Raw genomic sequence first — 13,058 nt, 5'->3', positions numbered from 1 at the left:
GGAAGACACACGCAGCCCGCATAGCGGACGAGGTCCACATGGACCTTCCGCCACAGGCGCACAGTGGTGTCGTTCACGATGCGGAGTACACCACGCCGGTCCACACCGGTCAACTCACCGTCAGCATGTGGACCGCGCGACCACCACGAGGGGTCACCGCGCGGTGGAACCGGCCTCCGCCTCCGCCTCCGTCTTCTCCGTGTCCTTCCCGCCCAGCGTCGCCTCGGCCGCCGCGTACAGATCGGCCGGGCGGACCCCGTTGAGCGCGGTGACCAGGTGGCCGTCGGGGCGTACGAGCAGCACGGTGTGCGCCGGTGCGCCCGGGTAGGCCTCGGCGACCAGCAGTTCGGCGCGGTGCGGCAGCGCGGTCACGGCCGCCGTCAGTCGGGGCATGATCCCGGCGGAGACCCAGTGCTTGCGGTCCCACACACCGGTGCCGGGCGCGATGAGGACGACGAGCAGCGCGCCCCGGCCGAGCCGCGAGCGGAGCTGCACGAAGGTGCCGTCCTCCGCGGTGACCCGGACGTCGGTGACCGGGGACCCGGGCGGGGTGTCGACCGGGAGCTCGTGCTCCAGGTGCCGGGGCGCCAGGGGCGAGTCGGCGTACGCCCCCGGCGCACCGAGCTGGCCGTGCCCCAGGTGACCGTCGATGAGGAGCGCGTCGTGCCCCCGTGATGCGCCGGGGACGAAGCCGCGCAGCCCGCCACCGCCGCGCAGCACCGGCAGCACCTGGTCGGCGGCGCGCAGCCGGGCCGCCACCACCGCCCGCCGCTCGGTCTGGTAGCTGTCGAGGAGCGCCTCGTGCGGGCCGTGGTGCCAGGCCGGGGCCAGCTTCCAGGCGAGGTTGTCGACGTCCCGCAGCCCCTCGTCCAGCCCGTGCGTCCCGAGCACACCGAGCAGGTGCGCCGCGTCCCCGGCGACGAAGACCCGGCCCACCCGCCAGCGGCGGGCCAGGCGGTGGTGCACGGTGTGGACTCCGGTGTCGAGCAGGTCGTACGGCGGTGTGGGGCCGCCCGTCCAGCCCGCGAGGGTCTCGCGGATCCGGGCCACCAGGAGCTCGGGCGTGACCAGGTCCTTGCCGGGCGGCAGCAGCCAGTCCAGGCGCCACACGCCGTCCGGGAGGGGGCGGGCGGTCACCTCCCCGGCCGGGGGCCCGGACATCCGCCACGGCGGGGTCCGATGGAGCAACGCCTGACCGGGCCAGGGAAGTTCCGCGCGCAGCGCGGCGACCGCGTGCCGCTCCACCGCCGTACGGCCCGGGAAGCGGATGTCCAGCAGCTTGCGCACGGTCGAGCGCGGGCCGTCGCAGCCCACCAGGTAGCTGCCCCGCCACCAGGTGGCCCGGGGGCCGCGGGTGTGCGCGGTGACGCCGGAGCGCTCCTGCTCGATCGTGTCCAGACGGCTGTCCGTGGCCACCTTGACCAGCGGTTCGTCGGCGATCGCGGCGCGCAGCGCGTTCGTCAGCACGTGCTGCGCGATGTGCAGCGGAGACGGTTCGGCGGCGTCGTCGAAGACGACCTCGCGCATCACCTGCCGGCGCCGCATCGACCGCCAGCCGGTCCAGCGGGCGCCCAGGTCGTCCAGCGGGGCGCCGCTCAGCCGGGTCACCAGGGCGGCGGTGTCCTCGCGCAGCACCACCGTGCGCGCGGGGCGCGGCTCGTCCTTGCCCGGGCCCTCGTCCAGGACGACGGACGGCACCTCCTGGCGGGCCAGCGCCAGGGCGAGCGTGAGCCCGACGGGCCCCGCTCCGACGATGATCACCGGGTCCACGGCGCGGCGCCCCCTGCCCGTACGCAAGTCCCGACGGACATGGATGAACAAGTGGGTGGAGCAGGGTGCACGATCACAGAACGTATGCAACAGACTGGGCGCCACCCGGTCAAGCGGCGCACCCGGGGACACGTCAGCATGGCGGGCGCGCGGACGCCGTGGTGCCGGGAAAACGGCGGAGGCAGCGGCCATACGACCACTGCCTCCGTGCGTGTCGCGCGGGTTGACCGAGGGTCAGGCGGACGCTCCGGTGCCGAAGGAGCCGCCGACCTCGGCCGCGTTGAGCTCGTCGACGTCCTCGGCGCCCAGCACCGCGCCGGTGCTGCGCTTGCTGCGCCGCAGCCGGCTCTCCAGCCAGCTCGCGAAGGTGGTGAGGGTGAAGTTGAGCGCCACGTAGATCACCGCCACGACCGTGAAGCTGGCGATGGTGTTCGCGCCGTAGTACGAGCTCATCGGGGAGACCGAGGCCAGCAGCTCGGGGAAGGTGAGGATGGCGCCGCCGAGCGCCGTGTCCTTCACGATCACGACGAGCTGGCTGACGATCGCCGGGAGCATCGCGGTGACCGCCTGCGGCAGCAGGATCGACGTCATGATCTGGGTCTTGCGCAGGCCGATGGCCTGGGCCGCCTCCGTCTGGCCCTTCGGCAGCGCGAGGATGCCCGCCCGGACGATCTCCGCGAGCACCGAGGCGTTGTACAGGACCAGGCCGGTGACCACCGCGTACAGCGGACGGTCGTCGGAGCTGACACTGGTGTACTCGGCGAACAGGGCGAGCCCGAAGATCATCAGGATCAGCACCGGGATCGCGCGGAAGAACTCCACGACCACGCCGGCCGGTATCCGCACCCAGGCATGGTCGGAAAGGCGTGCGATGCCGAAGACGGCGCCGAGCGGCAGCGCGACGAGCATGGAGAGAGCGGCCGCGATCAGGGTGTTCTTCAGACCGGGCAGGATGTACGTGGTCCAGGCCTCGGAACCGGAGAAGAAGGGCTTCCACTTCTCCCAGTCCAGCTGCCCCTTGTCGTCCAGGCTCCGGTAGACCCACCAGACCACGGCCGCGGCGGCGACCAGGAACACCGCGGTGTAGACGATGTTGCGCCGCTTGGCCCGCGGGCCCTGGGCGTCGTACAGCACGGAGGTCATCGCTTCACCGCCACCTTCTTGCCCACCCAGCCGAGGATCAGACCGGTCGGCAGCGTCAGGCACACGAAACCGAACGCGAAGACCGCGGAGATCAGCAGGAGTTGTGCCTCGTTCTCGATCATCTTCTTCATCAGCAGGGCCGCCTCGGCCACCCCGATCGCGGCGGCCACCGTGGTGTTCTTGGTGAGCGCGATCAGTACGTTGGCGAGCGGGCCGATCACCGAGCGGAACGCCTGCGGCAGCACCACCAGCGTCAGCACCTGGGTGAAGCTCAGCCCGATGGCGCGGGCCGCCTCAGCCTGCCCGACCGGCACCGTGTTGATGCCGGACCGGATCGCCTCGCACACGAACGCCGAGGTGTAGGCGATCAGACCGAGCACGGCGAGCCGGAAGTTGATGGTGTCGAACTTGTCGGCGCCGAGGCTGATGTTGAGCGTCTGGTTCAGGCCCAGTGAGGTGAACAGGATGATCACCGTCAGTGGGATGTTCCGCACCACGTTGACGTAGGCGGTGCCAAAGCCGCGCATCAGCGGCACCGGGCCGACGCGCATGCCGGCCAGCAGGGTGCCCCAGACCAGCGAACCGGCGGCCGAGAGCAGGGTGAGCTGAACCGTCACCCAGAAGGCCCCCAGCAGGTCGTAACCTTCAAGAAAGTCGAACACGATGTCCCGCGCTCCCGCTCGTGGTCGGCCCCGGCGCGCCGCCGTCCGGCGACGGCGCACCCGTCAGGCGCTGCTTCAGCTCTTGACGTCGCCGATCTTCGGCGCGGGCTCGTTCTTGTAGCCGGCCGGACCGAAGTTCTTGTCCACGGCCTTCTGCCAGGAACCGTCCGAGACCATCGACTCCAGGGCGGTGTTGATCTTCGCCTTGAGGTCGCTGCCCTTCTTGACGCCGATGCCGTAGTTCTCGTTGGTCATCTTGAGACCGCCGAGCTTGAACTTGCCCTTGAACTGCGACTGCGAGGCGTAACCGGCGAGGATCGAGTCGTCGGTGGTCAGCGCGTCGATGGCCTTGTTCTGCAGACCGGTCAGACAGGCCGAGTACGTCGGGTACTGCTGCAGGTCCGCCTTGGGCGCCAGCTTGTCCTTGACGTTCTGCGCCGAGGTCGAGCCGGTGACCGAGCACAGCTTCTTGCTGTTGAGGTCCGACGCCGACTTGATGGACGTGTCGTCGGTGCGGATCAGCACGTCCTGGTGGGCCAGCAGGTACGGGCCGGCGAAGTCGACCTTCTGCTGGCGCTCCGGGGTGATCGAGTACGACGCGGCGATGAAGTCCACGTCACCGCGCTGCAGCATGGTCTCGCGGTCGGCGCTCTTGGACTCCTTCCACTCGATCTGGTCCGCGCTGTAACCGAGCTTCTTGGCGACGTACGTGGCGACGTCCACGTCGAAGCCGGAGTAGCCCTGCGGGGTCTTCTGGCCGATGCCGGGCTGGTCGAACTTGATGCCGACGGTGATCTTCTTGCCACCGCCCGACGAACCGCTGTCGTCCTTGTCGTTGCCGCCGCAGGCCGTGGCGGACAGGGCGAGGGCGAGCACGGCGGCCGAGGCGGCGGTGACCTTGCGGAGCTGCATGATGAACATCCTTTGAGTGGTGAAAGGTTGCTGGATCGCCGTGTGGGTCAGTGGTGCAGGATCTTCGACAGGAAGTCCTTGGCCCGGTCGCTGCGCGGGTTGCTGAAGAACTGGTCGGGCGCGGCCTGTTCGACGATCCGGCCGTCGGCCATGAAGACCACCCGGTTCGCGGCCGACCGGGCGAAGCCCATCTCGTGGGTGACGACGATCATCGTCATGCCGTCCCGGGCCAGCTGCTGCATGACCTCCAGGACCTCGTTGATCATCTCGGGGTCGAGGGCCGAGGTCGGCTCGTCGAAGAGCATGACCTTCGGGCCCATCGCCAACGCACGCGCGATCGCGACACGCTGCTGCTGGCCACCGGAGAGCTGCGCGGGGTACTTGTCGGCCTGGGTGCCCACGCCGACCCGGTCCAGCAGCGCGCGGGCCTTCTCCTCGGCCTGCTTCCGCTCCGTCCTGCGGACCTTGAGCTGACCGAGCATCACGTTCTCGAGGACCGTCTTGTGCGCGAAGAGATTGAAGGACTGGAAGACCATGCCGACGTCGGCACGGAGCCGGGCCAGCTCCTTGCCCTCCTGGGGCAGCGGCTTGCCGTCGATCGTGATCGTCCCGGAGTCGACGGTCTCCAGACGGTTGATGGTGCGGCACAGAGTGGACTTGCCGGACCCGGAGGGCCCGATCACCACGACGACCTCGCCGCGGGCGATCGTCAGGTCGATGTCCTGGAGCACGTGCAACGCGCCGAAGTGCTTGTTGACGCTCTTCAGGACGACCAGTTCGCCGGTCGCGGCCACGTCTTCCTTGGCCACCGATACTTCGGTCATCGCTATCGGGCTCCGTCCTCCTCGGTTTCGGAGGAATGTAATGAGAGCCGATGACCTGCGTCATTACATCTGAGGGAGATCTGAGCATCACGATCCGATAGCATTCGGACACGTGTCGTAGCAGTTGCGACCTTGCCCGCATATCGGCCGCGTAACGGAAGTCGGCCCGCTGCCGGAACCCACTTGACGCCGTCGGCGTCCATCAGCGTGACTGCCCTGATGCACGCACGCGCGGGCGTACGACCGCTGAACCGGAGGGGGCCGGAATGAGACTGCTGCTCGTCGAGGACGACAACCACGTCGCCGCCGCACTCTCCGCGGTCCTGGCCCGGCACGGGTTCTCCGTCACCCACGCGCGCAGCGGCGAGGAGGCCCTGCAGGCCCTCGTCCCCGAGAGCGACGCCTACGACGTCGTCCTCCTCGACCTCGGCCTGCCCGACCAGGACGGCTACGAGGTCTGCGGCAAGATCCGCAAGCGCACCAGCACCCCGGTGATCATGGTCACCGCCCGCTCCGACGTCCGCTCCCGCATCCACGGCCTCAACCTCGGCGCCGACGACTACGTGGTGAAGCCGTACGACACCGGGGAGCTGCTCGCCCGGATCCACGCCGTCAGCCGGCGCTCCCTCCACGAGGACGGCCCGGCCGGCGGCGACAGCGCGCTCCGCCTCGGCCCCGTCCGCATCGAACTGCCCACCCGCCAGGTCAGCGTGGACGGCACGGTCGTCCAGCTCACCCGCAAGGAGTTCGACCTGCTGGCGCTGCTCGCCCAGCGGCCCGGCGTGGTCTTCCGCCGCGAACAGATCATCAGCGAGGTCTGGCAGACCAGTTGGGAGGGCACCGGCCGCACCCTGGAGGTGCATGTCGCCTCCCTGCGCGCCAAGCTGCGCATGCCCGCGCTCATCGAGACCGTACGCGGCGTCGGCTACCGCCTCGTCGCCCCGGCCGCGTAGCGGGGACGGGTGCGCACACGTCTCCTTCCGCTGCTCATCGTCCTGATGGCGGCCGTGCTGCTGGCACTCGGCGTCCCGCTCGCCGTCAGCACGGCCGCCGCCCAGCAGCAGAAGGTCGTCGTCGACCGGATCGACGACACCGCGCGGTTCGCGGCCCTCGCCCAGTTCGTCACCGACACACCCACCACCGCGCGGCCGATGCGCACGGACGACCGGCAGGAGACCCTCCGCCGCGAACTCGCCAGCTACTACGGCGTCTACGGCATCCGCGCGGGCGTCTTCTACCGCAACGCCTCCTCCATGGCCAACGCCCCCGACGACTGGGTGCTGCCGAGGACGGGCGAGGTCCGGGACGCCTTCGGCGAGGCGCTCCTCAGCCGCCGCAGCCACGACCCCGCACAGGTGTGGCCCTGGCAGCGCACCCGGCTCGTCGTGGCCTCTCCGGTGATCCGGGACGGTGACGTCGTCGCCGTCGTCGTCACCGACTCGCCCACCGGGCCGATGCGCTCCCGCACCCTGCGCGGCTGGCTGCTCATCGGCGCCGGCGAGATCGCCGCGATGCTGCTCGCCGTCGGCGCGGCGCTGCGACTCACCGGGTGGGTGCTGCGGCCGGTCCGGGTCCTCGACGCCACCACCCACGCGATCGCGAGCGGCCGCCTCAAGTCCCGGGTCGCGGCGGCCGGCGGTCCGCCGGAACTCAGACGGCTGGCCCGGTCGTTCAACGAGATGGCGGACAACGTCGAGGACGTGCTGGAGCAGCAGCGCGCCTTCGTCGCCGACGCCTCCCACCAACTGCGCAATCCGCTCGCCGCGCTGCTGCTGCGCATCGAACTGCTCGCCCTCGAACTCCCCGAGGGCAACGAGGAGATCGCCTCCGTCCGCACCGAGGGCAAGCGGCTCGCGCAGGTCCTCGACGACCTGCTCGACCTCGCGCTGGCCGAGCACGCCGAGGCGGACCTGATGCTGACCGACATCGGGCGGCTGGCGACGGAGCGGATCGCCGCGTGGGCGCCGGCGGCCACGGCGAGGGGGGTCCGGCTGACCGGAGGCTGCCCGCCGGTCACCGGGTGGGCCGATCCGGTCACGCTGTCCAGCGCGTTGGACGCGGTGATCGACAACGCGGTGAAGTTCACGCCGGAGGGCGGCACGGTGGAGGTCTCCGTGGCGGCCGACGGGGATCTGGTGACGGTCGTGGTGACCGACACGGGGCCGGGGCTGACCGACGAGGAGCTCGCGCGGGTGGGGGACCGGTTCTGGCGGAGCGGGCGGCACCAGAACGTGAAGGGGTCGGGGCTGGGGTTGTCGATCACTCGGGCGTTGCTGGCGGCGGGTGGGGGTGCGATTGCTTATGAGCACCATGAGCACGATGGGCAGAGGGGGCTGCGGGTGAGTGTTTCGGTGCCGCGGAGTGGGTGAGGGGAGGGTGAGTGCGGCTGTGTTTCGGGCGCGGGCTGGTGGGGGTTGATCGCGCAGTTCCCCGCCCCCCTGACGGGGCGCTGTGGTCACCGGTGTTTCACAGCTCTCAGGGTTTGACCGAGCGGTAGTAGCGGCGCGCGCCCTCCTGGAGGGGCAGGGGGTCTGTGTAGATGGCTGTGCGCAGGTCCACGAGTTGGGCGGAGTGGACGTGGGCGCCGATGTCGTCGCGGCTCTTGATGACCGTGCGGGTGAGCCACTCCGTGAGGCGTGGGTCCATGTCCTTGCGGGTCATGAGGAGGTTGGAGACGGCGATGGTCGCGACGGTCGTGCCCTGCTGCACGGAGGGGTACGCGGACTCGGGCATGTTGGTCGCCCGGTAGTAGAGCGCGGCCTCGCTCTCGGTGTGCAGCTTCGTGACGAGGCTCCCGTCGATCGGCACGAACGCGAAGCGGAACGTCTTCGCGAGGTCCAGCAGCCCCTTGGTGGGCAGTCCGCCCGACCAGAAGAACGCGTCGATCTTGTCCTGCCGCAGCTGGTCGGGACCGGTGTCTATGCCGTCGGCCACCGGCGTGATGTCCTTCGCGGGGTCTATCCCGGCCGCCCTGAGCACCCGGTTGGCGATGAGCCGCACGCCCGAGTTGGGCAGTCCTATCGCCACCCGCTTGTGCCGCAGCTGCGCGACGCTGGTGATGCCTGAGCTCTGGGGCACGACGAGCTGCACGTAGTCGTCGTAGAGCCGGGCCACCCCGCGCATCCGGTCCGCGCCCGGGCCGTCGTTCAGCTTGTACGTCTCCACCGCGTCGGCCGCCGCGATGGTGAAGTCCACCTTGCCGGTCGCGACCTTCCGCACGTTCTCGTACGACCCCGCGCTCTGGACCAGCTTCACCTTCAGCCCCGGCATGTCCTTGCCCAGCTCGGTGCGCAGCCGCTCGCCGTACTCCTGGTAGACCCCGCGCAGCGTCCCGGTGCTGAAGGTGATCGTCCCGGTCGGCGGCTTCTCGCCCAGCGGCAGCAGCCACCACAGCAGCAGGCCGAACGCGACGAAGCAGGCGGCCGCGCCCTGGAGCGCGCGGCGCCTGCCGATACGGGGGAACACCTTGGACATGCGCGCGATCCTGCCAGCCGGTCACCGTCCTGACCAGGGCGGGGGGCACGGTGGGGGAGCGGGACTGTCAGTGGCGGCCGCTAGAGTCGTTCGCATGACCAGTTCGACCACCGGTTCACCGGCCAGTTCGCCGGCCAGTCCCGAGGACGGGGCCTCGCCCGCCCGTCTCGTCCGGGAGTTCCACCGCGCCTTCGGCCTGGACGCCCGCACCGCGCCGACCGAGGTCTCCGCCGAACTGGCCGCGCACCGGGGGGAGCTGCTCGCCGAGGAGGCCGCGGAGGTCGCCGAGGTGGCGGTCCAGGGGCCCCTCGACCGGCTCGCGCACGAACTGGCCGACGTGGTCTATGTGGCGTACGGCACCGCGCTGGTGCACGGGATCGACCTCGACGCGGTCATCGCCGAGGTCCACCGTTCCAACATGAGCAAGCTGGGGCCCGACGGGCAGGTCGCCCGGCGGGCCGACGGCAAGGTCCTCAAGGGCGAGCACTACCGGGCGCCGGACGTCTCGGCGGAGCTGCGCCGCCAGGGCTGGATACCCGGCGGCGCGGCCTGACCCGGGGTCAGAGCGAGCCGCCCGCCAGCTTCCACTCGCGGTGCAGGGCGCCCAGCGGCACGGTCCGCTCCAGCACCGGTGTGCCGAAGATGGAGAGCTGGAGGCGCAGGGCGCCGGAGAGGTCGACGCCGCCGTAGAGGTTCCAGGTGCCCTGGGCGTCCGCGCCCGGGGTGGCCGAGGTGGCGGTGACCGTGCCGGTGGCCTCGCCGCGCAGATAGGGGGCCAGGTCGGCGGTGACGCCCACGCTGCCGTAGAGGCCGACGGAGGCCTCGGCGCCCAGCGCGGTCCTGACGTTTCCGCTGGTGGTCACCGAGGTGCGCACCGGGGTGCTCGTCATGTCGGAGCTGCTCACCGGCGTCCAGCCCTGGGCCGTGCCGAAGGTTCCGCCCGCCTTGAAGTCGCCCTTGAGACTCTGCTCCACGTCGACGGTGATCTTCCCGTCGCCGCTGACCTGGAGGTAGCAGGTGAGGTCGAGGTTGACGACGACGGGGACCGGGCCGACTTGGAGCACCGGATCGGCGTGCAGCTTGGCGAACGGGATGCGCAGCGGGGTGTCGGTGGCCGCCGCGACCCGGCCCTTGACCGCCCAGCCGGAGTCCCAGTCGCCGGACACGCCCAGGTAGGCGGAGCCGGGCGCGGCGCCGGTGCCCGCGCCGCCGTAGGCGAAGTCGACCTGCGGCGCGACCTGGACGAAGCCCGACACCGAGGCCGAGGCGGCGGCCGGGGCGCCCTCGGCGGTCGGCACCTCGGCGCTGACGTCCAGGCGGAGGCTGCCGAGCGGCACGGTGGCGCCCTCGGGGCCGACGTGCACGTCACCGGACTTGGACCAGGACACCTTGACGTCGGGCAGCAGCTTGTCGACGTCGAAGGCGGCCGGGTCGACCGGCACGGTGCCCTTCGCGGTGTCGTCGCCGAGCAGGGCGTCGAGGGTGGCCGGCTCGGTCTGCACCTCGGTGCCCGCGCCGGTCTCGCCGATCACCTTGGTGACCTTGGCGAGCAGTCCGTCCGGGGCGCCGGGCGCGGGGGCGCTGGCGATGACATCGCCGACGGCGGCCTGATGGGAGGAGGCCGAGGCCGATGGGGTGGGGCTGGGGGAGACGGCCGGGGAAGGGGAGGCCGGTGAAGTGCCCTCGCCCGCCTTGGATATGACGGCGCGACGGGTCTTGCTGTCGTACCTGCTGACGGTGAGCGTGGTGCGGTGGGCGGGCCGGCCCGAGCCCGCCGAACCGGCGGCAGCGGTCGTGGTGGCGGCGGGCGCGGCGGCGACGGCGAGCGCCTGGCCGTCGGTGCGGGCGGCGGCGGTGGTGTCGTCGGAGACCCGGGCGGTCTCCTGGGCGCGGTCCCCGGCGGAGGTCCGGTGCTGTGGTGAGGAGCAGCCGGCGGAGAGGAGGAGGGCGGTCACGGCGAAGGCGGGCAGCAGGGCATGCCCGGGCCTCGTGCGTCTGCGCAAGGTCAGTCCTGGGAGTGGTGGGGGGTGACGAAGAGGCACCGATCATGGCTACCGGCGGGTAGTACTGGCCGGTAACTCGGTGTGGCCCCGAGCATGCCACGCCCGTGGACACCTCTCCTCCACAATTCGGCCACCTCCCGACGTGACCTGAACCACGGCGACTTCAGGCCGCCGTGGCCGTTTCTGTGAGGGGTCAGCCCTGCTGCTGCGTGGCCGCCCTGCGCTGCCGCTTGCTCAGGGGCGCCTGGGAGAGGTCCTCCGCGCTGGACCGGAGGTTCTTGTAGCCGTACCCGCGCTCGTCGAGCCACGCCCGGGCCGCCTCCTCGGCGCGCTCGGTCGCCGCCAGGATGTCCTCCTCGTCCTCCCCGCCGTCCTGGAAGCGGAAGGTGAAGGCCGGGCGGGCGGCGATGTCGTAGCTGAGGTGGCCCTCGGGGGTGAAGGCCGCGTGCAGCACGTCGTGGTCGGCGGCCCGGACCAGCAGTTCGGCGCGCTGTTCGGCGCTGAGTCCGTCGAAGACGCCGCGGACAGTGACGCGGAAGGTGCGGGTGGTCATGGCGCGACCCTAGGCAGGGCGGAGCGTGTCGCTCCACCGCTTTTCCGGCGCCCCGCAGGCATCCCCGACGGAGAGTGCTGGACGGCTACCCGCCGACCTGGCCGAGCCGCAGGTTCCAGCGCCCGGGCCCGCCGGTGACCTCCGTAGCCGCCAGTGGCGGGACGTCCACGCGCCAGAACGCGGTCTCGGGTGCCCCGAGCGCGTGCAGCACCACCGCCCGCACCACCTCCGGCTCCACCACGGCGACCGTCCGACCGGCCGTCCGGCCCGCCGACTCCAGCCACTTGGCGACCCGCGCGCGGAACTCCCGTACCGATTCACCCCCGTGCGGAGCGGCCCCCGGGTCGGACATCCACCGGACCAGCGCCTCGGGCTCGGCGGCACCGACCTCCTCCAGCGTCCGCCCCCGCCAGCGGCCCGCGTCCAGGCCCGCCAGATCCGGCTCCGCCGAGGCGTCGAGGCCCAGCGCCATCGCCGTCTCCCGGCACCGCACGCTGGGCGAGCTGACCGCGCGGCCGGCGGCGGGCAGGTCCAGCGCCACCGCTCCCGGGTTCTCGATCGAGTCGCCGTCGTCGAAGCGGGCCCGCCGCAGCGAGGGGGTCATCGCCGGGGCTATGAGGATGACTCGGCAGGTCACGGGGGAGTTCCTCCTTGGACGTCCGTCGGCGGCGGGTGCCGGACGAGCCCGACAGTACGCGGTCCGGCACCCGCACCAGGATCCGGCTACAGCTCCGCGCGCACCGACCGCGCCGCCGCGACCAGGTTCTCCAGGGCGGCCCGCACCTCGGGCCAGCCGCGGGTCTTCAGACCGCAGTCGGGGTTCACCCACAGCCGTTCGGCGGGGATCGCCCGCAGCCCGGTCCGCACCAGGTCGGCGGCCTCGGCCGCGCTCGGCACCCGGGGCGAGTGGATGTCGTAGACACCGGGGCCGGCCTCGCGCGGATAGCCGTGCGCGGCGAGTTCGCGGGCGATCCGCATGTGCGAGCGGGCCGCCTCCAGGCTGATGACGTCCGCGTCGAGGTCGTCGATGGCCCGGACGATGTCACCGAACGCGGCGTAGCACATGTGCGTGTGGATCTGGGTGTCCGGCCGTACCCCGCCGGTCGTCAGCCGGAACGCCTCGGTCGCCCACGCCAGATATCCGGCCCGGTCGGCGGCCCGCAGCGGCAGGGTCTCGCGCAGCGCGGGCTCGTCCACCTGGATGACCGGGGTCCCGGCCGCCTCCAGGTCGTCCACCTCGTCGCGCAGGGCGAGGGCGACCTGCCGGGCGGTGTCGCCGAGGGGCTGGTCGTCGCGGACGAACGACCAGGCCAGCATGGTCACCGGGCCGGTCAGCATGCCCTTGACCGGACGGTCGGTGAGGGACTGGGCGTACGACGTCCAGCGCACCGTCATCGGCTCGGGGCGGGCGATGTCGCCGGCCAGGATCGGCGGGCGGACGTACCGGGTGCCGTAGGACTGGACCCAGCCGTGCCGGGTGGCGAGGTAACCGGTGAGCCGCTCGGCGAAGTACTGGACCATGTCGTCGCGTTCGGGCTCGCCGTGCACCAGGACGTCCAGGCCGGCCTTCTCCTGGAAGGCGATCACCTCCTGGACCTCGGCCCGCACCCGGTCCTCGTACCCGGCCGTGCCGATCCGCCCGGCCCGCAGGTCCGCCCGCGCGGTGCGCAGTTCGCCGGTCTGCGGGAACGATCCGATGGTGGTCGTGGGCAGCAAC

The 13,058-nt window shown here is 71.7% G+C and carries 13 protein-coding genes; 3 read left to right on the top strand and 10 right to left on the bottom strand.

Translation table 11 applies throughout. The features are described from left to right. Window positions 1–153 precede the first annotated feature (153 nt). The 5 genes from ACFZDK_RS38425 to ACFZDK_RS38405 form a co-directional block, all read right to left on the bottom strand. Window positions 154–1,770 carry an FAD-dependent monooxygenase gene (locus ACFZDK_RS38425; protein ID WP_390979528.1) on the bottom strand — a complete coding sequence of 539 codons (1,617 nt, stop codon included), beginning with the start codon at window positions 1,768–1,770 and terminating at the stop codon, window positions 154–156. Between the two features lie 234 nt (window positions 1,771–2,004). Next, the gene (locus ACFZDK_RS38420; RefSeq protein ID WP_390979464.1) at window positions 2,005–2,913 is read right to left on the bottom strand and encodes an ABC transporter permease subunit; all 909 of its coding nucleotides are present in this window, start codon (window positions 2,911–2,913) and stop codon (window positions 2,005–2,007) included. Then, the gene (locus ACFZDK_RS38415; RefSeq protein ID WP_390979462.1) at window positions 2,910–3,575 is read right to left on the bottom strand and encodes an ABC transporter permease subunit; all 666 of its coding nucleotides are present in this window, start codon (window positions 3,573–3,575) and stop codon (window positions 2,910–2,912) included. Before ACFZDK_RS38415 ends, ACFZDK_RS38420 begins: the two co-directional genes overlap by 4 nt. 75 nt (window positions 3,576–3,650) lie before the next feature. Then, window positions 3,651–4,487 (bottom strand): glutamate ABC transporter substrate-binding protein, encoded by an 837-nt coding sequence (locus ACFZDK_RS38410; protein ID WP_355721301.1) that lies wholly within the window; start codon window positions 4,485–4,487, stop codon window positions 3,651–3,653. 47 nt (window positions 4,488–4,534) lie between these two features. Continuing rightward, window positions 4,535–5,311: an ATP-binding cassette domain-containing protein gene (locus ACFZDK_RS38405; RefSeq protein ID WP_390979459.1), complete on the bottom strand. Its 777-nt coding sequence runs from the start codon at window positions 5,309–5,311 to the stop codon at window positions 4,535–4,537. 266 nt (window positions 5,312–5,577) lie between these two features. Here ACFZDK_RS38405 and ACFZDK_RS38400 point away from each other — a divergent pair, with 266 nt between their 5' ends. Both ACFZDK_RS38400 and ACFZDK_RS38395 read left to right on the top strand, forming a co-directional pair. Next, window positions 5,578–6,264, top strand: a complete 687-nt coding sequence (locus ACFZDK_RS38400) for a response regulator (RefSeq protein WP_390979457.1) — start codon at window positions 5,578–5,580, stop codon at window positions 6,262–6,264. Between the two features lie 9 nt (window positions 6,265–6,273). Continuing rightward, complete coding sequence (locus ACFZDK_RS38395; RefSeq protein ID WP_390979455.1) at window positions 6,274–7,680, top strand: ATP-binding protein; 1,407 nt, start codon at window positions 6,274–6,276, stop codon at window positions 7,678–7,680. A gap of 106 nt (window positions 7,681–7,786) precedes the next feature. On the opposite strand, the gene ACFZDK_RS38390 is transcribed toward ACFZDK_RS38395, so the two are convergent. Further along, window positions 7,787–8,785 carry a TAXI family TRAP transporter solute-binding subunit gene (locus ACFZDK_RS38390; protein WP_390979453.1) on the bottom strand — a complete coding sequence of 333 codons (999 nt, stop codon included), beginning with the start codon at window positions 8,783–8,785 and terminating at the stop codon, window positions 7,787–7,789. 94 nt (window positions 8,786–8,879) lie between these two features. On the opposite strand from ACFZDK_RS38390, the gene ACFZDK_RS38385 reads away from it, so the two are divergent. Beyond that, window positions 8,880–9,338 carry a MazG nucleotide pyrophosphohydrolase domain-containing protein gene (locus ACFZDK_RS38385; protein WP_390979451.1) on the top strand — a complete coding sequence of 153 codons (459 nt, stop codon included), beginning with the start codon at window positions 8,880–8,882 and terminating at the stop codon, window positions 9,336–9,338. 7 nt (window positions 9,339–9,345) lie between these two features. On the opposite strand, the gene ACFZDK_RS38380 is transcribed toward ACFZDK_RS38385, so the two are convergent. The 4 genes from ACFZDK_RS38380 to metE all read right to left on the bottom strand — a co-directional run bounded on the left by ACFZDK_RS38380 (window position 9,346) and on the right by metE (window position 13,057). Next, on the bottom strand, window positions 9,346–10,788 hold the full coding sequence (locus ACFZDK_RS38380) for a hypothetical protein (protein ID WP_390979449.1): 1,443 nt from the start codon (window positions 10,786–10,788) through the stop codon (window positions 9,346–9,348). Window positions 10,789–10,981: 193 nt separating this feature from the next. Next, window positions 10,982–11,341 carry a DUF6204 family protein gene (locus ACFZDK_RS38375; protein ID WP_390979447.1) on the bottom strand — a complete coding sequence of 120 codons (360 nt, stop codon included), beginning with the start codon at window positions 11,339–11,341 and terminating at the stop codon, window positions 10,982–10,984. An 85-nt stretch (window positions 11,342–11,426) separates the two neighbouring features. Further along, window positions 11,427–11,978, bottom strand: a complete 552-nt coding sequence (locus ACFZDK_RS38370; protein ID WP_390979445.1) for a histidine phosphatase family protein — start codon at window positions 11,976–11,978, stop codon at window positions 11,427–11,429. A gap of 86 nt (window positions 11,979–12,064) precedes the next feature. Then, window positions 12,065–13,057 (bottom strand): 5-methyltetrahydropteroyltriglutamate--homocysteine S-methyltransferase, encoded by a 993-nt coding sequence (metE, locus tag ACFZDK_RS38365; protein ID WP_390979443.1) that lies wholly within the window; start codon window positions 13,055–13,057, stop codon window positions 12,065–12,067. Window position 13,058: the final 1 nt, after the last annotated feature.

Origin of the sequence: Streptomyces sp. NPDC007901 (assembly GCF_042959465.1) — a bacterium.
In the GTDB taxonomy this organism is placed as follows: Bacteria; Actinomycetota; Actinomycetes; order Streptomycetales; family Streptomycetaceae; genus Streptomyces.
The sequence above is the reverse complement of the archived record's forward strand: the minus strand, read 5'-3'. Positions and strand labels throughout refer to the sequence as shown.